This is a genomic window from Jiangella rhizosphaerae, from assembly GCF_003579925.1.
Taxonomy (GTDB): domain Bacteria; phylum Actinomycetota; class Actinomycetes; order Jiangellales; family Jiangellaceae; genus Jiangella; species Jiangella rhizosphaerae.
This window is the reverse complement of sequence record NZ_QUAL01000418.1, coordinates 1-16,965: the sequence shown is the minus strand read 5'-3', so window position 1 is coordinate 16,965 and position 16,965 is coordinate 1. Positions and strand designations below refer to the sequence as shown.

21 protein-coding genes are annotated in these 16,965 nt (G+C 72.7%); 9 read left to right on the top strand and 12 right to left on the bottom strand.

The annotated features are described in order from the left end of the window. A partial coding sequence (locus DY240_RS28385; protein WP_119663012.1) for a PTS transporter subunit EIIC occupies positions 1–1,416 on the bottom strand: 1,416 nt, incomplete at its 3' end. A gap of 53 nt (positions 1,417–1,469) precedes the next feature. Then, positions 1,470–2,240: a GntR family transcriptional regulator gene (locus tag DY240_RS28380; protein ID WP_046767876.1), complete on the bottom strand. Its 771-nt coding sequence runs from the start codon at positions 2,238–2,240 to the stop codon at positions 1,470–1,472. Positions 2,241–2,381: 141 nt separating this feature from the next. Here DY240_RS28380 and DY240_RS28375 point away from each other — a divergent pair, with 141 nt between their 5' ends. The 6 genes from DY240_RS28375 to DY240_RS28350 all read left to right on the top strand — a co-directional run bounded on the left by DY240_RS28375 (position 2,382) and on the right by DY240_RS28350 (position 6,134). After that, the gene (locus tag DY240_RS28375; protein WP_407659432.1) at positions 2,382–3,146 is read left to right on the top strand and encodes a GntR family transcriptional regulator; all 765 of its coding nucleotides are present in this window, start codon (positions 2,382–2,384) and stop codon (positions 3,144–3,146) included. A gap of 57 nt (positions 3,147–3,203) precedes the next feature. Continuing rightward, positions 3,204–4,244, top strand: a complete 1,041-nt coding sequence (locus DY240_RS28370; protein ID WP_407659433.1) for an SIS domain-containing protein — start codon at positions 3,204–3,206, stop codon at positions 4,242–4,244. A gap of 34 nt (positions 4,245–4,278) precedes the next feature. After that, on the top strand, positions 4,279–4,509 hold the full coding sequence (locus tag DY240_RS28365; protein WP_119663009.1) for a glucose PTS transporter subunit EIIB: 231 nt from the start codon (positions 4,279–4,281) through the stop codon (positions 4,507–4,509). After that, complete coding sequence (locus DY240_RS28360; RefSeq protein ID WP_147375560.1) at positions 4,506–4,967, top strand: PTS sugar transporter subunit IIA; 462 nt, start codon at positions 4,506–4,508, stop codon at positions 4,965–4,967. The genes DY240_RS28365 and DY240_RS28360 overlap by 4 nt, the downstream gene beginning before the upstream one ends. Beyond that, complete coding sequence (locus DY240_RS28355) at positions 4,964–5,629, top strand: HAD family hydrolase (RefSeq protein ID WP_158603036.1); 666 nt, start codon at positions 4,964–4,966, stop codon at positions 5,627–5,629. The genes DY240_RS28360 and DY240_RS28355 overlap by 4 nt, the downstream gene beginning before the upstream one ends. A 67-nt stretch (positions 5,630–5,696) precedes the next feature. Next, on the top strand, positions 5,697–6,134 hold the full coding sequence (locus DY240_RS28350) for a hypothetical protein (protein ID WP_147375558.1): 438 nt from the start codon (positions 5,697–5,699) through the stop codon (positions 6,132–6,134). A gap of 74 nt (positions 6,135–6,208) precedes the next feature. Here the strand turns inward: DY240_RS28350 and DY240_RS28345 are convergent, their stop codons facing one another. Both DY240_RS28345 and DY240_RS28340 read right to left on the bottom strand, forming a co-directional pair. Next, on the bottom strand, positions 6,209–6,637 hold the full coding sequence (locus tag DY240_RS28345) for a DUF4262 domain-containing protein (protein ID WP_158603035.1): 429 nt from the start codon (positions 6,635–6,637) through the stop codon (positions 6,209–6,211). A 543-nt stretch (positions 6,638–7,180) separates the two neighbouring features. Then, on the bottom strand, positions 7,181–7,645 hold the full coding sequence (locus tag DY240_RS28340) for a DUF4262 domain-containing protein (RefSeq protein WP_119663005.1): 465 nt from the start codon (positions 7,643–7,645) through the stop codon (positions 7,181–7,183). Positions 7,646–7,814: 169 nt separating this feature from the next. Between DY240_RS28340 and DY240_RS28335 the strand changes: the two genes are divergently transcribed. Continuing rightward, positions 7,815–8,312 (top strand): pyridoxamine 5'-phosphate oxidase family protein, encoded by a 498-nt coding sequence (locus DY240_RS28335; protein ID WP_119663004.1) that lies wholly within the window; start codon positions 7,815–7,817, stop codon positions 8,310–8,312. A gap of 13 nt (positions 8,313–8,325) precedes the next feature. Here the strand turns inward: DY240_RS28335 and DY240_RS28330 are convergent, their stop codons facing one another. The 7 genes from DY240_RS28330 to DY240_RS28300 form a co-directional block, all read right to left on the bottom strand. After that, positions 8,326–9,042 (bottom strand): ABC transporter permease, encoded by a 717-nt coding sequence (locus DY240_RS28330; protein WP_119663003.1) that lies wholly within the window; start codon positions 9,040–9,042, stop codon positions 8,326–8,328. Between the two features lie 12 nt (positions 9,043–9,054). Beyond that, entirely contained in the window at positions 9,055–9,978 is a 924-nt protein-coding gene (locus tag DY240_RS28325; protein ID WP_119663002.1) for an ABC transporter ATP-binding protein, read from the bottom strand. Then, a complete protein-coding gene (locus DY240_RS28320) occupies positions 9,975–10,868 on the bottom strand; it encodes an ABC transporter permease (protein ID WP_119663001.1) in 894 nt (297 codons plus the stop codon). The genes DY240_RS28325 and DY240_RS28320 overlap by 4 nt, the downstream gene beginning before the upstream one ends. Continuing rightward, complete coding sequence (locus tag DY240_RS28315) at positions 10,865–11,779, bottom strand: ABC transporter ATP-binding protein (protein WP_119663000.1); 915 nt, start codon at positions 11,777–11,779, stop codon at positions 10,865–10,867. Before DY240_RS28315 ends, DY240_RS28320 begins: the two co-directional genes overlap by 4 nt. A 131-nt stretch (positions 11,780–11,910) precedes the next feature. Next, complete coding sequence (locus DY240_RS28310; RefSeq protein WP_119662999.1) at positions 11,911–13,266, bottom strand: FAD-dependent oxidoreductase; 1,356 nt, start codon at positions 13,264–13,266, stop codon at positions 11,911–11,913. Continuing rightward, positions 13,259–13,924 carry a TrmH family RNA methyltransferase gene (locus tag DY240_RS28305; protein ID WP_119662998.1) on the bottom strand — a complete coding sequence of 222 codons (666 nt, stop codon included), beginning with the start codon at positions 13,922–13,924 and terminating at the stop codon, positions 13,259–13,261. The genes DY240_RS28310 and DY240_RS28305 overlap by 8 nt, the downstream gene beginning before the upstream one ends. Positions 13,925–13,990: 66 nt before the next feature. Beyond that, a complete protein-coding gene (locus DY240_RS28300) occupies positions 13,991–14,740 on the bottom strand; it encodes a DUF5642 family protein (RefSeq protein ID WP_147375557.1) in 750 nt (249 codons plus the stop codon). Positions 14,741–14,896: 156 nt separating this feature from the next. On the opposite strand from DY240_RS28300, the gene DY240_RS28295 reads away from it, so the two are divergent. Next, positions 14,897–15,379 carry a SigE family RNA polymerase sigma factor gene (locus tag DY240_RS28295; RefSeq protein WP_407659430.1) on the top strand — a complete coding sequence of 161 codons (483 nt, stop codon included), beginning with the start codon at positions 14,897–14,899 and terminating at the stop codon, positions 15,377–15,379. Continuing rightward, entirely contained in the window at positions 15,372–16,253 is an 882-nt protein-coding gene (locus DY240_RS28290; protein ID WP_119662996.1) for a hypothetical protein, read from the top strand. Before DY240_RS28295 ends, DY240_RS28290 begins: the two co-directional genes overlap by 8 nt. Here the strand turns inward: DY240_RS28290 and pyrE are convergent. Continuing rightward, positions 16,250–16,789, bottom strand: a complete 540-nt coding sequence (gene pyrE / locus DY240_RS28285; RefSeq protein WP_119662995.1) for an orotate phosphoribosyltransferase — start codon at positions 16,787–16,789, stop codon at positions 16,250–16,252. The genes DY240_RS28290 and pyrE overlap by 4 nt on opposite strands. Positions 16,790–16,965 lie beyond the last annotated feature (176 nt).

Here is a 16,965-nt window from a genome sequence, read left to right as displayed (position 1 = left end):
CGGCGGCTCGGGCGCCGGTGGCGGCGTGGTGGACGGCGGCGTCGCCGCCGGGCGGTCCGCCGCGGCCGGTCCAGGCGCGCCGGCCGGGACCTTCTGCTCCTCGCCGACGATCTCCGCGGCCTCCTCGCCGAGCGAGGCCTGCACCGCCTCGGCCTCCTCCTCGCGGCCCGGCGTCCGCAGGTTCCACTTGATGATCACCCAGCGGAACAGGAAGTAGTAGACGACCGCGTAGCCCAGGCCGATCACGATCAGCCAGAGCGGCTTCTCGGCGATGCGGAAGTTGATCGCGTAGTCGATGAACCCCGCCGAGAACCCGAAGCCGTCGCGGATGTCCAGCGCGTTGGTCAGCGCCAGCGCCGTCCCGGTCAGCACCGCGTGGATGAAGTACAGCGGGAACGCGACGAACAGGAACGAGAACTCCAGCGGCTCGGTGACGCCGGTGAGGAACGACGTCAGCGCGGCGCCGAGCATGATGCCGCCGACGATCTTCTTCTGAGCCGGCTTCGCCGTCTGCCAGATCGCCAGCGCGGCGGCGGGCAGCGCGAACATCATGATCGGGAAGAACCCGGTCATGAACGCGCCGGCGGTCGGGTCGCCGTTGAGGAACCGGAAGATGTCGCCCTGGACGACGTCGCCGGCCGGCGTCGTGTACTCGCCCAGCTGGAACCACGGGAACGAGTTGAGGATGTGGTGCAGGCCGAGCGGGATGAGCAGCCGGTTGAAGAAGCCGTACAGCCCGCCACCCAGCACGTCGTTCTCGGTGACCCACTCGCCGAGGTTCGTCAGACCCGCGTCGAACGGCTTGTACAGGAAGCTCATGCCGACGGCGATGAGCACCGCCACGCCCGCGGTGATGATCGGCACGAACCGGCGCCCGCCGAAGAACGCCAGGTACGGAGGCAGCTTGATGCGGTAGAACCGCTGCCACAGCAGGGCGGCCGTGAGACCCATGATGATGCCGCCGAGCACACCGAAGTTGATCAGCTCCTGCGTCTCGCCCTCGGCCGCCCGGCCGAGCACGTGCGGCGACATCGCGTCGGAGACGCTGTCGTAGACCAGGTAGCCGACCACCGCGGCCAGCGCCGTCGAGCCGTCGGCCTTGCGGGCGAACCCGATGGCGACACCGAGCGCGAAGATCAGCGGCAGGTTGTTGAAGATGCCCGCGCCCGCCGCGCCCACGACCTCCGACACCGGCTGCAGCCAGTGCAGCCCGTCGTACTGGGCCAGGCCGGCCGGCATCCCGGGTGCGACGGTGCCCGGCTCGCCGCCGAGCATGTCGTTCGAGCCCAGCCGCAGCAGCAGGGCCGCGGCCGGGAGGACGGCGATCGGCAGCATGAGGCTGCGGCCGATGCGCTGCAGTACCGCGAGACCGGGGAAGCCGCGCTTCCCGGTCGCGGCGGCGGTCGCCGCGCTCATTCCTGCTCCCCTCTCGCGGTCATGACGATCTGACGGTCCACGTGCGTTCTCCTCTACAGGTGATGACCCGGGCCGGAGCCCGTGTGCGGAGTGCGTTCCAGCGTCATGTGCACCTGGTACCGGTCGGCGCGGTACCACGAGGTGACGTGCTCCATCGGCCGCCCGGCGGCGTAGGAGGTCTTGCGGAAGACCAGCAGCGGCGCGGCCGGCGGGACCCGCAGCAGCCGGGCCCGCAGCGGGTCGGCGCCCTCGGCCCACACCGTCTGGGCGGCGGAGTCGAGGACGCGGCCGTAGTCGTGCGCCAGGATCGAGTAGACGGAACTGGTGAGGTCGCGCTCGAGCAGCCCGGGCAGCGGCGCGGCCGGCAGCCAGGACACCTCGTGCGCCATCGGTGCGCCGTCGGCCGAGCGCAGCCGCTCGATCCGGTAGGCGCGGTCGGTGACGTCCAGGCCGAGCGCGGCGCGAGCCGGCGGCGGCGCCGCGGTCTCGTCGGCGCCCAGCACCACGGTCGACGGTTTGTGCCCTCGACGGCGCATGTCCTCGGTGAACGAGGACAGGTGCATCTGCGACTCGATGCTGGCCGCCGCGACGAACGTGCCCTTGCCACGGACGCGGTAGAGCCGGCCCTCGGCGACCAGCCTGCCGACGGCCTCGCGTACGGTGGCCCGGCTGACCTTGAAGCGGGCCACCAGCTCTCGCTCGGAGGGGACTGGTGCGTCGGGCACCAGCTCGCCCTCGATCATGGCGAGCAGGATCTCTCTCAGCTGCCGGTGTTTGGGCACCGGTCCGTCGACCACGTTCACGGAGACCCTCTTTCCGGACATCTCGGACACTGGTAGGAACTGGTCTAGATGACTTGACCAGTGGCCCATACAATGTGGCTGCGCACCACGCTTGTCAAGGGGTGCGCAGCCCGAATCGACCGGCCGGCCGGTTTCCGACGGCCCCGACCCGATGCGAGTCCCGTGCTGTCCTTGCGCCGATCGACGCTCAAATACCTCCAGGTGCGCGACTACCTGCGCAGCCTCGTCGTCAGCGAGCTGCGTCCCGGTGACCCGGTCCCGTCGGAGCGCATGCTGTGCGAGCGGTTCGGCGTGTCCCGGATGACGGTGCGGCAGGCCGTCGACGCGCTGGTCGTCGAGGGCGTGCTCGAGCGGGTCCAGGGCCGCGGCACGTTCGTCGCGCCGCCCAAGGTCGACCTGCAGGTGCGACTGGCCTCGTTCACCGAGGAGATGACCCGCCGTGGCATGACGGCCGGCGTCAAGGTGCTGACGTCGGGCCTGGTCCGGGCCGAGCCGGACATCGCCGACGCGCTCAAGGTGGCGCCCGGCCACGAGCTCATCCACCTGCACCGGCTGCGCTACGCCGACGACGAGCCGATGGCCGTCGAGCACACCTGGCTGCCCGCCGACCGGCTGCCCGGCTTCCTCGACGACGGCATCCCGGCCAGCGTGTACGTCGAGCTGGACGCCCGCGGGCTGATCCCCGACTGGGGCGAGGACACCATCGACGCCGGCGAGGCCGACCACGAGGAGGCCAAGCTGCTGAAGATCAAGCCGGGCAAGCCGGTGCTGCGGATCTCGCGGCGCGCGTTCACCGGCGACTCCGCCATCGAGTACAGCCGCTCGGCATTCCGCTCGGACCGGTACACACTGTGGGTGCCGGTCGCCCGGCCGAACCCGCCGGTCGTGCCGCGCCGGCGGACGTCGGCGCCCGGCGCCGCCACCTGAGCCCGTCCCCCGTCACCGACCCACCGACAGGAGAACCGCCCCGTGACCCAGACCATCATGGCCCGTGAGATCGCCGAGCAGCCCGAGGCGCTCGCCCGCACGCTCGAGGCGCTGCTGCCGCTGCGACCGGAGCTCAAGGCGCTCACCGAGGGCCGCCGGGTGGTGCTGTTCGTCGCCCGCGGGTCGTCGGACAACGCCGCGATCTACGGCCGCTACCTGCTCGAGGTGCACGCCGGCGTGCCGGGTGGGCTGGCCGCGCCGAGCGTCGCGACGCACTACCACGCCGACCTCGACCTCTCCGAGGCCGTCGTCGTGTCGGTGTCGCAGTCGGGCGAGACCGCGGAGATCGTCGAGACGCAGGCGTGGGCCGCCGCTCACGGGGCGCGCACCATCGCCGTCACCAACGACGGCGGCAGCGCGCTCGCCGGCGCCGCCGACCTCGCGCTGGTCACGCGGGCCGGCACCGAGCTCGCGGTGCCCGCGACGAAGTCGTACACCACCCAGCTGGCGGCGATGGCGGTGCTGGCCGACGCGCTCGCCGCCAAGCCGGGCACCCTCGACGCCGAGCTCGACCGCGTCCCGGGCGAGGTCCAGCGGCTGATCGAGCGGCGCGAAGGCGTCGACGAGGCGGCCGAGCGGCTGGCGTCCACGCCGGAGACGCTGGTCAGCGGGCGTGGGGTGACGTTCGGCACGGCGCTGGAGGCGGCGCTGAAGCTGGAGGAGACCTGCCTGCGCCCGGTGCGCGGACTGTCCTACGCCGACCTGCGGCACGGGCCGATCGCCGTCGTCGACGCCGAGCACGTGGCGCTGCTGGTGTCCGCGGGCGACGGCCCGATGGTGTCGGGGTTGACGGAGCTGGCGCACGACCTGCGCCGCCGCGGCGCCGCCGCGACGATCGGCATCGGCGGCGACACCGGTTTCGCCGGCGCCGTCGACGTCTGCGTGCCGGGGCCGGCGCTGCCCGAGCTGGTGGCGCCGCTGGCGCTCGTCGTGCCCGCCCAGTTGACGGTCGAGGCGCTGGCGCGCAAGCTCGGCCTCGACCCGGACGCGCCCCGCGGGCTCTCGAAGGTCACCCAGACCGACCCGGCCGGCAACTGAGCCGGCCGCTCTCACACGTCAATCGGAGGGACACATGGACAAGGCCGAGCAGATCCTGGCGGCGCTGGGCGGCGCCGACAACATCGTCGAGATCGAGCCGTGCGCCACGCGGCTGCGCACCGAGGTACACGACTCGTCCAAGGTCGACGAGAAGGCGCTGAAGGCCGCCGGTGCGTTCGGCGTCATCTCGTCCGGCCAGGTCGTGCAGGTCGTCGTCGGGCCCGAGGCGGACACCATCGCCACCGACATCGAGGATCTGATGTGACCCAGCTCGACGTGCTGTCCCCCGTGCCCGGGCGGATCATCGAGCTGGCCGAGGTGCCTGACCCGGTGTTCGCCCAGGCGCTGGTCGGCCCCGGGCTGGCGGTCGACCCCGTCCGAACCGGCCCGGTGACGGCGGTCGCGCCGGTGGCGGGCCGGCTGGTCAAGCTGCATCCTCACGCGTTCGTCGTCCAGACCGACGACGGCGCCGGCGTGCTCACCCACCTCGGCATCGACACCGTCCAGCTGGCCGGCGAGGGATTCGAGCTGCACGTCACGGAGGGCGACGAGGTGGCCGCCGGCGACGCCGTCGTCACCTGGGACCCCGCCGCCGTCGAGACCAGCGGCCGGTCGCCGGTGGTGCCGGTGATCGCCCTCGAGGCCACGGCCGGCGACCTCACCGGGCAGCGCCCGGCCGGCCCGGTCGACGCGGGCGACGCGCTGTTCACGTGGGCCCGGTGAGCGCCGGGCTCGACCCGGCGTTCGCCGGCCGGCGGGCCGCGCTGCTCGACCTCGACGGCACCCTCGTCGACAGCGAGCCGGCCAACCAGGCCGCCTACCGTTCCTACTTCATGGCCCGCGGCTGGGACCTCGACCCTGAGGTCCTCCGCGAGTTCGCCGGACGTCGCGGCGCCGAGGTGTTCGCGCAGCTCCCCGGGCCGTGGGCCGGCGAAGACACCACCACGCTGGTCGAGGGTGTCCTGGCCCATCTCGACCACGACGCCCACCCGCTGCGGCCGATTCCCGGAGCGGCCGAGCTGATCAGGCGCCTCGACGCGGCCGGCATCCTCGTCGCGCTGGTGACCTCGGCCGGACGGGCCTGGGCCGACCATGCGGTGGGCGACGTGCTGGGCGTCCGCGAGCACTTCGCCGCGCTGGTCACCGCGGAGGCGACGCCCACCGGCAAGCCCGACCCGGCGCCCTACCTGGCCGGCGCCGACGCCCTCGGCGTCGCGCCCTCCGACGCCGTCGCGCTGGAGGACACCGTGCCGGGCCTGCGGTCGGCGCTGGACGCGAGGGTCGGCCTGGTGATCGGGATCAGCACGGGCGCCTCGCGGCAGACCCTTCTCGACGGCGGCGCACACCGCGTCGTCGCCGGGCCGGCGCAGCTGTTGCGGCCCTGACCGCCCGTTTGACCCGCGGTCGGGCGGGTATGTGGCGAGTGCAGACCCCCGGAGGAGGTCGGAAGCCATGTTGATCGTGCTCGCATTGTTGTTATTCGTGGTCGCCGGCGCCGCCATCTACGTGATCGCGACGGACGGGACCGGTCAGGTGATGCTCGAAGAGTTCGGCCTGGACGCCGAGATCCCGGTGTGGGGCGTGTTCATCGCCGGCGCCGTCACCATGCTCGTCGTGCTGGCGGCCGTGGCAGCGCTGGCCGGCGGCCTGCGTGCCGCACGCGCCCGGCGGACGGAGATCAGGTACCTGCGCCAGAAGGTGGCCACCCAGGAGGTGGACGACGACCGCGACGTCGCCGGTTACCCGGCGACCGCGGCCACGCCGGTCGCCGGCTCCACCGACGACACCGTGGCGGACGACGGCCGGCACAGCCGGCTGGGTCGCTGGCGCCGCCACCACAGCGACGAATCCCGCGCCGGCAAGCCCCCCGCCGAGGCCGCCCACGGCTGACACGGGGACGGCACCGGCGCATTCAGCCCGGCGGCACGTGACGTGACGGCACGTGCCGCCGAGGCTTGCTCGCCTCAGCGAGGCGAGTGCGGACGCGGTGCGGGCTGCAGCCCGGCCGGCAGCTCGTACCCGTCCTCCCACGGGAACCGCCCGGCGGCGTCGTCCCAGATGAGCTGGAGGGCGGGCACCGGGTCGGCGGCATCGCGCCCGTAGAAGCGCTGCGCCGACCCCAGCACCGGCGGGTCGTCGCCGTCGTGGAACGGGAACAGCTGCAGCCGGTGCGCCCAGCCGGCCAGCCGCAGGGGCCGCCCCGGGCCGAACCGCTCGCCGTCGCGGATCTTGTCGCCGAGCTGGTTCAGCACCCAGGCACTGGCCTGCAGGTCGAGCCCGTAGACCAGCAGCTCCGCGTGGCCGAGGCCGTACAGCCCGACCGTGTAGGCGAACGGCGGGGCACCCGCGGCGTACTGGACCGCCCAGCCGTGCCGGCGGACGGTGTCGCGCATCCACGCGTCCTCCTGGTCCTGCCACTGTTGCTGTTGAAGGGGCGTGCAGGCGCCCAACGCCATGGTGGACCTCCGGGGACCTCAAGGGGAACAGGAGTTCGAACCCTAACAGCTGCCACTGACAACGTCATGGACCGCGGACCTGAGGATGATTCGGCGACGTGGTGGGAGGGCGGGGCGTCGGGAGGCGTTGTCAGCGCCAGAGTGCGGCCACGCCCGCAGGGTGTAGACGCTGATGCCATCTGTTGGCACTGGTGTCGACATGCCGGGCGGCACTGGCCGGCGCGTGTGTTAGCCGCCGCCGGACCTTTCAGTGTGTTCATCCAGGATCGACCACAGCATCAGGTGGTCGATCCTGGATGAGCATCGAGATAGCACGGACGAGTCACCGCGGATGTCCCGATCGGCGGCGTGCCGAGGCAGCAGCCACCGACATCGTGACAACGACGCCGACATCCTGACGACCACGCCCCGGCGCGATCGTCACGCTCTCGTCCGCACGCCCGATGTCGTCACGCCGTCATTCTCGATGGCGGCTGACAGTCAGCCGTCCCAGATGACCCGCAACGCCGGCACCGGTCGATCTTGGGTCGCCTCGTAGAACCGCTGCGCCGAGATCAACACCGGCAGGTCGCCGTCGTCACGGAACGGGACGAACCGCACCTGGAACGCCGCATCCCCGACGGCGAGGGGACGGTCAGGGTCGAGGCGCTCACCCCGGCGCACTCGCTCGCCCAGCTCGTTGAGCAGCGCGTACGCGGCATGCTGGCCGAGCCCGTAGACCAGCAGCTCCGGGTGGCCGAAGCCGTACAGGCCCACGGTATAAGCGAACGGCGGATCAGCGCCGGGCGACCCGCCGCAGGCGCAGCCGGACGGTCCGGAGCACGCGTCACCCAGGACATACTGCACCGCCCAGCCGTGCCGGCGGACCGTGTCGCGCATCCACGCGTCCTCTTGGTCCAGCCACTGCTGCACCTGGAGCTGCGTGAGGGCCTCACCTGCATCCATGTCGACCTCCAGATCGGACCGAATCGCGCCGGGAACACGTGTTCGGACGCTAACAGCTGTCACCGACAACGCTTCGCCCGCTCCGTCGATGTCGAGAATCCCGCACCGGCTCCGTCCCCGGGTCGTGAGTGGCCGCGAAGGGCCACCGACGACGAAGGAGAGGCCCACGATGCGGCAGCACGAGATCACCGAGATCCTGAACCACCCCTACAGCCAGGAGCTGCTGGCTCGCGACGTGACGCGGCTGGCCTACGTCGCCGCGGACGGCACGCCGCGCGCCGTCCCGATCGCGTTCGTCTGGAACGGCACCGAGATCGTCATGTGCACGGCGACGAACGCGCCGAAGCTCGCGGCCCTGCGCCGCAACCCCGCGGTGGCCCTGACGATCGACACCGAGGTGCACCCGCCGAAGATCCTGCTGCTGCGCGGCCGGGCCGAGCTGGACGTCGTCGAGGGCATCCCGGAGGAGTACCTGCAGATGAACGGCAGCTACGAGATGACGCCGGAGCAGCGCGTCGAGTGGGAGGCCCAGGTGCGCGCGCTCTACGACAGCATGGTGCGGATCGTCGTGACGCCGACGTGGGCGAAGCTGATCGACTTCGAGACGACGCTCCCGAGCGCCGTCGAGGAGCTGATCCGGCAGCGCGCCGGACGTCAGGACGCGTGAGCGATGCTGGAGATCACTCCTCGCCGGCCAGCGAGAGCACCCGCAGCCGCTGGCCGGCGTACCAGGTGGCGCCGACGATGACGACCGCCAGCAGCACGCCGGCCACCGCGAGCCGCACGTCCGACGACACCAGGTCGCGGGTGCTGATCGCCTCGGTGAGCGACAACGACCACTGCTGCACGCTCAGGGTCCGCGCGCCGGGGACGAACGAGCCGAGCAGCCCCTCCCAGATCAGCGCGTAGGCCAGCCCGTACACGACCGCGTGGCGGGTGACCACGGACAGCAGCAGGAAGATCGCGCTGTAGGCCACCGACGCCACCAGCGCGGCGGCGCCGAAGCCGAGCGCGATGCGCCCGGCCGTCCCGGACATCACCAGGCCGGCGACGAACGTCGGCACGGCGGCGAACAGCACGGTCCCGACGGCGGCGACGGCGAACTTGCTCAGGATGATCCTCGGCCGCGAGATCGGCTTGGACAGCAGGTAGACGATGGAGCCGTCGTCGATCTCGGGGCCGATGACGCCGGTGCCGACGATCAGCCCGAACAGCGGCACCAGCGCCGCCACCGCGACCGCGCCGAGGAAGTCGGCGGTCACCTGGTGGTCGACCCCCACGGTGACGCGCAGCAGCACGGCCATGGCGAGCAGCAGCACGGACATCAGCAACAACAGCCAGGCCCGCCGGCCCCCGAGCAGCGCCCGGTAGGTCAGCCGGACAACGGTCGCGTTCATGTCGGTGTACCCCTAACTCTTCACCAGGTAGGAGAAGACGCTCTCGAGCGACTCGTCGGTGGGCGAGACCTCGAAGAGCCGGATGCCGGCGTCGCGCGCGACGCGTGGCAGCAGCTCGGTGAACCGCAGGAACGACACCGCCTCGACGCTCAGCACGCCGGTCGCGCCGTCCAGGTGCACGGCGGCGGTGGAGCCGTCGGCGATCAGCGCGGCAGCGAGCCCGCGGTCGTCGGAGGAGCGGATGACGTACTGGTGCGGCCGGTCGGTCATCAGCCGGCGGATCTCGCGGAAGTCGCCGGACGCGGCGTGCCGGCCGGCCACCATGACCTCGATGTGCTGGGCCAGTTGCTCGACCTCTTCGAGGATGTGCGAGCTGAACAGCACCGTGCGACCCTCGGCGCCCATCTGCCGCAGCAGGTCCATGAGGTGCAGCCGCTGCCGGGGGTCCATGCCGTTGAACGGCTCGTCCAGCAGCAGCACGCCGGGGTCGTGCACCAGCGCGGAGGCCATCTTGACCCGCTGCCTCATGCCCTTGGAGTACTCGCCGACCCTGCGGCCCTGGGCGAACTCCATCTCGACGGTGGCCAGCGCGCGCTTGGCGGCGGCGCCGGGGTCGGCCAGGCCGTGCAGCTCCGCGTTGGCCAGCACGAACTGCCAGCCCGTGAGGAAGTCGTAGGCGGCCTCGCGCTCGGGCACCAGCCCGATGGTGCGGTAGACCTCGGGGTTCTTCCAGACGGTGACGCCGTCGAGCGTGACCGTCCCGGCCGACGGCGCCAGGAACCCGGCCAGCATGCCGATCAGCGTCGACTTGCCGGCGCCGTTCGGGCCGAGCAGGCCGGTGATGCCCGGCCCGATGGTCATGGTGACGTCGTTGACGGCGACGACGTTGCCGAACCAGCGCGAGACGGTGTCGACGGACAGGACCGAGGGGCTCATGAGACGGCGACCTTCCGGTAGCGCAGGTTGAGCAGGGCCCAGCAGGCGCCGATGACGGCGAACGTCACCAGCACGAACACCACGCCGCCCGTCGCGCCCGGCGGGGGTGCGACGGCGGAGGACGACGCGTCGAGCACCCAGGTCTGGAAGCCGTCGGCCAGCGTGATCGGCGACAGCAGCCCCAGCCAGCCGGCCAGCGTCGGGTCGTCGACCTCGTAGCGGATGATGCCCTGCAGGGCGCTGACCGCGGCGAAGCTCAGCGCGAAGACGGTGATGATGGCCGCGACGCCGAACCCGCGCCGGGCGGTCAGCGAGGCGATGACCAGACCGACGCCGGCGAACACGGCGGAGAAGATCACCGCGCCGAGCAGCGCCAGCAGCAGGTCGCCGGTCTCACGGCCCGCCGGGAGCTCGGCCAGCAGCGCGCCGATGTACATGATCAGCAGCGGCGCCGCGATCAGCAGGAACAACGCCGTCGTCAGCGCGCCGAACTTCGCCAGCACGTAGTCGGAGCGCTCCAGCGGCCGGGAGAAGTACAGCGGGACGGTCTTGAACCGCAGGTCGCGCGAGAGCGACGCGGGCGCCTGGGCGGCCACGAAGATGGTCAGGATGCCCTGAGTGACGACGACGTAGCGCGAGTACGGCAGCACCAGTTCGGTGGTGACGCCGGACGCGACGTTGGCGATGACCGCGATGACGAACGCCGGAATGCACATGACGCCGAGCAGCAGCATCGGCAGCACCTTCGCGCGGGCCGAGCGGCCCAGGCCGTAGGCGCCACGCAGGCTGTGCGCGTACAGCGCCCGCGTGACCCGGCCGCGGCCCAGCCGGGGGCCGTCGTACTTGCGGTAGCCGATGTCGTGGATGACGCCGGCCGGAGAGTCCGTCATCGGGCCGCTCCTCCCTGGTCCTCGCCGAAGATCTCGGAGATGTGGTGGCGGCCCTGTTCCAGCCGGATCAGCCCGACGCCCTGGGCGGCGACGGCGTCGCGCACCAGGTCGTAGACCTCGTCATCGTCGAGCGGCAGCACCAGCAGGCGGCCCTCCCGCTTCACCGTCAGCCCGGCCGCCGCCAGCGCCTCGCCGACGGCGTCGGCCTCGGCGGACACCTCCACCGCCAGGGTCTGGCTGGTGCGGGTGAACTCCGACGTCGACGACGACCGCAGCAGCCGGCCGCCGTCGATGACCACGACGTGGTCGGAGATGCGCTCCAGCTCGCCGAGCAGGTGCGACGTCACCAGCACGGTGATGCCGAACTCGGACCAGATGCGCCGGATGAGGGCCAGCATCTCGTCGCGCCCGACCGGGTCGAGGCCGTTGGTGGGCTCGTCGAGCATGACGATCTCGGGGTCGTGCACGAGCGCCTGCGCCAGCTTGACCCGTTGCTTCATGCCGGTGGAGTAGCCGCCGATGGGGCGGTACCGCTCTTCGTACAGGCCGACGTGGCGCAGGGTGTCGGCGGTGCGCTCGCGGGCGGCGTCGGCCGGCAGCCCGGACATGCGGGCCATGTGCACGACGAACTCGGTGGCGGACACGTCGGCCGGGAGGCAGTCGTGCTCGGGCATGTAGCCGACCCGCTCGCGGATGCGCGGGCCCTCCGCGGTGACGTCGAGGCCGAAGACGCTGGCCCGTCCCGACGTCGCCGAGGACAGCCCGAGCAGGATCTTGATCAGCGTCGACTTGCCCGCGCCGTTGGCGCCGACCAGGCCGACGACGCCCGGCTCGACCTCGATGGTGAGCTGGTCGAGCGCGGTGGTCGACGGGAACCGCTTCGTCAGTTCCTCGGTCTGGATGACAGGCACGGACCGACGCTACCGCCGAGGTGCGTCGTCGCGCGTCGGGCGCTGGTACGACACGCGACGTCGTCCCCCAGCACGACCCTCCCCGAGCCGCGGGCACGGGCCGACCCTGAGGCTGGTCTCAGGGTCGCGGGTCAGAGCCGGTCGGCGGCCTTGCGGGCGGCGATCTGGACCGGGTCCCACACCGACGAGAACGGCGGCGCGTAGGCGAGGTCGGTCATCGCCAGCTCGCCGACCGTCAGCTCGGTCCACAGTGCCATGGCGCACACGTCGATGCGCTTCGCGGAGTCGTCGCGGCCGACGATCTGGGCGCCGAGCAGCCGGCCGGTGGGGCGCTCCGCGACCATCTTGACGGTGATCGGCTCGGCGCCCGGCAGGTAGCCGGACCGCGTGGTCGACTCGATGGTGACGGCGACGTGGTCGAGCCCGGCCTCGACGGCGTCGCCCTCGGTCAGCCCGGTGCGGGCCAGTTCGAGGTCGCAGACCTTCGTCAGCGCGGTGCCCACGATGCCGGGGAACCGGGCCGCGCCGCCGCCGAGGTTCGTCCCCAGCACCCGGCCCTGCTTGTTCGCGTGCGTCCCCAGCGGGACGTGCACCCAGTCGCGGCGCACGCGGTCCCACGTCTCGACGCAGTCGCCGGCCGCCCAGACGCCGTCGGCCACCCGCTGCGTGTCGTCGGTGCGCAGCCCGCCGGACGGGCCCAGCGGCAGCCCGGCGGCCCGGGCGAGGTCGGTGGCCGGCCGCACGCCGGTTCCGAGCACGACGATGTCGGCCGGGAACGTCCCGGCGTCGGTGACGACGGCCGTGACCCCGCCGGGGCCGGTCTCGAACGCCGTCACCGCCGCGGAGGTGACGACGTCCATGCCCATGCGTTCCATGGCGGCGTGCACCTGGGTGCCGAGGTCGGGGTCGAGCGTGTTCATCGGTTCCGGGGCGCGGTCGACGACGGTGACCGAGAGGCCGCGGCGGACCAGCGCCTCGGCCATCTCCAGGCCGATGTACCCGGCGCCGACGACGACCGCGCGGCGCACGTCGCCGCCGAGGTGGGCGATGACCGCGCCGCCGTCGTCGAGCGTCTGCACGCCGTAGATGCCCGCGGCGTCGGCACCGGGGACGTCGGGCCGCAGCGGCGCCGCGCCGGTGGCGATCACCAGCTGGTCATAGCCGAACCGGTCGCGCCGTCCCGCCGCGTGGTCGACGACCTCGACCCAGCCGGCCTCGGTGTCGATGGCCACCGCCTCGGTGAGCAGGCGGACGTCGATGCCGTTGGCGCGGTGCTCCTCGGGCGTGCGGGCCACCAGCGCGCCGGGTGAGGCGACGTCGCCGCCGATCCAGTACGGGATGCCGCACGCGGAGTAGGACGTCCAGTGCCCGCGGTCGACGGCGATGACGTCGAGGTCGCGGCCGGCCGCCTTCGCCGTCCGCAGCGCCTGCGACGCCGCGCTCATTCCGGCGGCGTCCGCCCCGATCACCAGCACACGGTCAGCCATCGGCACCTCCGGGGACGACGTGCCGGCGAATCCAGGCGTGCATGGCGATGGCCGCCGCGGCGCCGGCGTTGATGGAACGGGTGGAGCCGAACTGCGCGATCGACAGGACGGCGGTGACGTGCTCGCGCGCGGCCTCGGACAAGCCGGGTCCCTCCTGGCCGAACAGCAGGATGCAGGCGCGCGGCAGGTCGTAGGTCTCCAGCGGGACCGATCCCGGGAGGTTGTCGATGCCGAGCACCGGCAGGCCCTCGTCCTTGGCCCAGGCGGCGAGCGCGGCGAGGTCGGTGTGGTGCCGGATGTGCTGGTAGCGGTCGGTGACCATCGCTCCGCGGCGGTTCCAGCGGCGCCGCCCGACGATGTGCACCTCGGCGGCGAGGAACGCGTTCGCCGTCCGGACGACCGAGCCGATGTTGAAGTCGTGCTGCCAGTTCTCGATGGCGACGTGGAACGGGTGCCGGCGCCGGTCGAGGTCGGCGACGATGGCCTCGTTGCTCCAGTAGCGGTAGGCGTCGACGACGTTGCGGCGGTCGCCGTGCTCGAGCAGCTCGGGGTCGTACCGCGGGTCGTCGGGCCAGGGACCCGGCCACGGACCGACGCCCGGCTGGTCGCTCGGCTGGTCCGCCGCGGGCTCCGCCGTGGGGGCCGCCTGGTCGCTCACGGAACTCACCGTAACCCGGCGCCGGGCCGCCCACACGACGGGCGGCCCGGCGTGGAACGGGGTGCGTCAGCCCTGCGCCTTGAGCTTCTCCAGGGCGGCGGCGGCCAGTGCGTTCAGGTCGAACGTCGTCGACTCCGGGTTGCCGGCCACGTAGACGCCGCGGTCGCCGTCGATCATGTAGATGACCCGGGTCGGCACGGACGGCATGGCGGCGGACTCGGTGACGGTCTCGACCGCGAGGACCTCGTCGGCGTCGACCTCCGGCGCCTCGACGGTGGTGGTGCGGACCGTCATGTCGAGCGACTGCCCGGCGGCCTCGCCGCTGATGGTGATCTCGCCGCAGCGGTCGTAGTACTCCTGCACACTGGCGACGTCGTCGGCGCTGGCGTTGGTGTAGACGGCGTTGACCAGCACGTCGGTGCCGGAGGTCGCCGTCATGCCGGCCGCCTCGGCGCCGTCCTTCTGCAGCGGGTTGCTGTCGTAGGCCTGGCAGTCGGCCGGCTCGTACGTGACGCCCTCGAGCAGCTGCGCCATGCTCTCGCCGGCGCTGCTCAGCTGGGCGACGTCGAACGCGGACACCGTCGCGCCCTCGGGCAGGTCCTCAGCCGTCAGCAGCGCGGCCTGCAGGTCGGTGGCGCCGGACTCCCCGCCCTCCTCGGCGGCGGCGTCGTCGGTGGCGTCGTCAGCCGGGGTCTCCTCGGCGGCGGCGGTCTCCTCGCTGGAGGCGGTCGCGTCGTCGCCGGACTCGTCGTCACCCCCGCACGCGGCGAGGAACAGGGTGGCGGCCACGAGCGCAGAAATTCCGAGCTTTCGCATGGTTCGTCTGATTCCTTGACAGAAGGGTATGCGTGTTGTCACGCAGGGGAACGGCGGCAAATGTACCGACCGGCCGGCGACCGCGTGGGCGGGTGCGGGAGATTCCCGCCGGACGGACGATGCAGCGGATCGGCCGGGCCGGTACGTCTGAGAGTCATGGGCGTGGACTTCCACGAGTACGTGGTCACCCGGCGGCAGCCGCTGCTGCGTCTCGCCTACCTGCTGACCGGCGACGCGCACCTCGCCGAGGACGTCGTCCAGACGGCGTTGCTGCGGGCGTTCCGGCAGTGGCGGCGCGTGAGCCGGGCCGACCAGCCCGACGCCTACGTGCGCCGCATGGTCGTCAACACCTACCTCGACGGCAAGCGGCGGCGCAGCTCGGCCGAGGCGCCCACTGCGCCGGCCGACCTGCCCGCACCGGCGCAGCACGACCACAGCGACACGCAGGCCGAGCGGTCGGTCATGTGGGCCGCGCTCGCCGGGCTGCCGCGGGTGCAGCGGGCGGTGCTGGTGCTGCGGTTCTACGAAGACCTCGACGACGCCCGCATCGCCGAACTGCTGGGCAGCACGCCCTCGACGGTCCGGTCCAACGCGTCCCGGGCCCTGGCCACGCTGCGGAAGGAGTGGACCCGTGTCTGACCACGACCTCGAGACCGCGCTGCGGGCCACGCTGCACGACCGGGCCGCAGCCGCTCCGGGCGGCGACGACCTCGCCGACTCCGTGGTCCGCGTCGGCACCGCCCGGCGCCGACGACGCCGGCTGGCGGGAGCCGTGGCCGTGCTGGCGATCGGTGCGCTGGCCGGGCTGGCCGGACGCGGCCTGGTCCCCGTCGCCGGCGACGCCGAGCCCCAGCCGGCGGACACTCCGCCGGCGACCGAGCTGATCACCTGCAATCCAGGGTGGCCGGCGTTCGATCCCGCGGTGCTCACCGAACGGCCGCTGCTCGATCCGAACAGCGACCTCGGCGTCGCCGTCCGCACCACGGCGCGACCGCCCATCGCCGCACGCCTGATCGAGAGGTGGACGCTGGTCGACCAGGTCGGTTCCCTTGCCTACCTGCTGATCTGGCTGAAGGACACTCCAGAGGCGCACAACATGGCCGAGGGCGGCCTGTCGACGGCGATCTACAGCCGGGAGGCAGACGGCACCTGGACGTTCTACAGCGGAGGCGGAGGCTGCGAGCCGCAACGGTTCTTCGCCGACGGCCTGAACCCGGTGGACTGGCGGCTGCCCGGTGAGCAACCTCCGCCCGAGGCGACCTCGGTGACGATCCTGGCGTCCGAGATCGGCTGCTCCAGCGGCCAGCCCGCCGACGACCGGCTGGCCGAACCGATCGTCGAGTACCACGAGGACGCCGTCGATATCACGCTGCGGGTCGCACCGCCGGAGGGCGAGTTCTTCACCTGCGTCGGCAACCCGGAGACCACGGTCACTGTCCAGTTGGACGAACCGCTGGGCGACCGCGAGCTGCGCGACGGCCTCTGGTATCCGCCGCGGCCGGCGACGCCCTAGAGACCGAGGTCGGCCTGCGAGTAGGCGGCCAGGTACTCCAGCCCGGCCGCTTCGATGCGCTCCCGCGAGCCGGTGTCGCGGTCGACGATGACGGCGACGGCGACGACCTCGGCGCCGGCCTCGCGCAGCGCCTCGACGGCGGTCAGGACGCTGCCGCCGGTGGTGGAGGTGTCCTCGACGGCGAGCACGCGGCGGCCGGTGACGTCGGGGCCCTCGATGCGCCGGCGCAGGCCGTGCTGCTTGGCGTCCTTGCGGACGACGAACGCGTCCAGCGACTGCCCGGCGGCGTGGGCGGCGTGCAGCATCGACGTCGCGACGGGGTCGGCGCCGAGGGTGAGCCCGCCGACGGCGTCGAACGTCAGGTCGGCGGTGAGGTCGCGCATCACCTGCCCGACCAGCGGCGCGGCGGCGCCGTCGAGCGTGATGCGGCGCAGGTCGACGTAGTAGTCGGCCTCCTTGCCCGACGACAGGACGACCCGGCCGTGCACGACGGCCTTCTCGACGATGTGGCGGCGCAGCTCATCCCAGGCACTCACGAGGCACGAGCGTACGGCAGGCTGGGCGCGTGCAGCCCGGAGCCGTCCTCGTCGTGTCCGGCCCGCTCGGTCCCTGGGCCGGCGGGCCGCCGCCGCGCGACCCGTCCGCCGCGGCGCCGTACCCCGTCGTCGTCGCGGCGCCGGTCGCGGACCGCCGGCCGTACGCGGTCAGCTGG

Coding starts and splice junctions, on each gene's coding strand:
- DY240_RS28350 (WP_147375558.1), top strand. CDS start 5,697: ATGTTGATCGTGCTCGCATTGTTGTTATTCGTGGTCGCCGGCGCCGCC.
- DY240_RS28370 (WP_407659433.1), top strand. CDS start 3,204: ATGGCCCGTGAGATCGCCGAGCAGCCCGAGGCGCTCGCCCGCACGCTC.
- DY240_RS28300 (WP_147375557.1), bottom strand. CDS start 14,740: ATGCGAAAGCTCGGAATTTCTGCGCTCGTGGCCGCCACCCTGTTCCTC.
- DY240_RS28330 (WP_119663003.1), bottom strand. CDS start 9,042: ATGAACGCGACCGTTGTCCGGCTGACCTACCGGGCGCTGCTCGGGGGC.
- DY240_RS28320 (WP_119663001.1), bottom strand. CDS start 10,868: ATGACGGACTCTCCGGCCGGCGTCATCCACGACATCGGCTACCGCAAG.
- DY240_RS28340 (WP_119663005.1), bottom strand. CDS start 7,645: ATGGATGCAGGTGAGGCCCTCACGCAGCTCCAGGTGCAGCAGTGGCTG.
- DY240_RS28345 (WP_158603035.1), bottom strand. CDS start 6,637: ATGCGCGACACCGTCCGCCGGCACGGCTGGGCGGTCCAGTACGCCGCG.
- DY240_RS28295 (WP_407659430.1), top strand. CDS start 14,897: ATGGGCGTGGACTTCCACGAGTACGTGGTCACCCGGCGGCAGCCGCTG.
- DY240_RS28335 (WP_119663004.1), top strand. CDS start 7,815: ATGCGGCAGCACGAGATCACCGAGATCCTGAACCACCCCTACAGCCAG.
- DY240_RS28365 (WP_119663009.1), top strand. CDS start 4,279: ATGGACAAGGCCGAGCAGATCCTGGCGGCGCTGGGCGGCGCCGACAAC.
- DY240_RS28325 (WP_119663002.1), bottom strand. CDS start 9,978: ATGAGCCCCTCGGTCCTGTCCGTCGACACCGTCTCGCGCTGGTTCGGC.
- DY240_RS28380 (WP_046767876.1), bottom strand. CDS start 2,240: ATGTCCGGAAAGAGGGTCTCCGTGAACGTGGTCGACGGACCGGTGCCC.
- DY240_RS28310 (WP_119662999.1), bottom strand. CDS start 13,266: ATGGCTGACCGTGTGCTGGTGATCGGGGCGGACGCCGCCGGAATGAGC.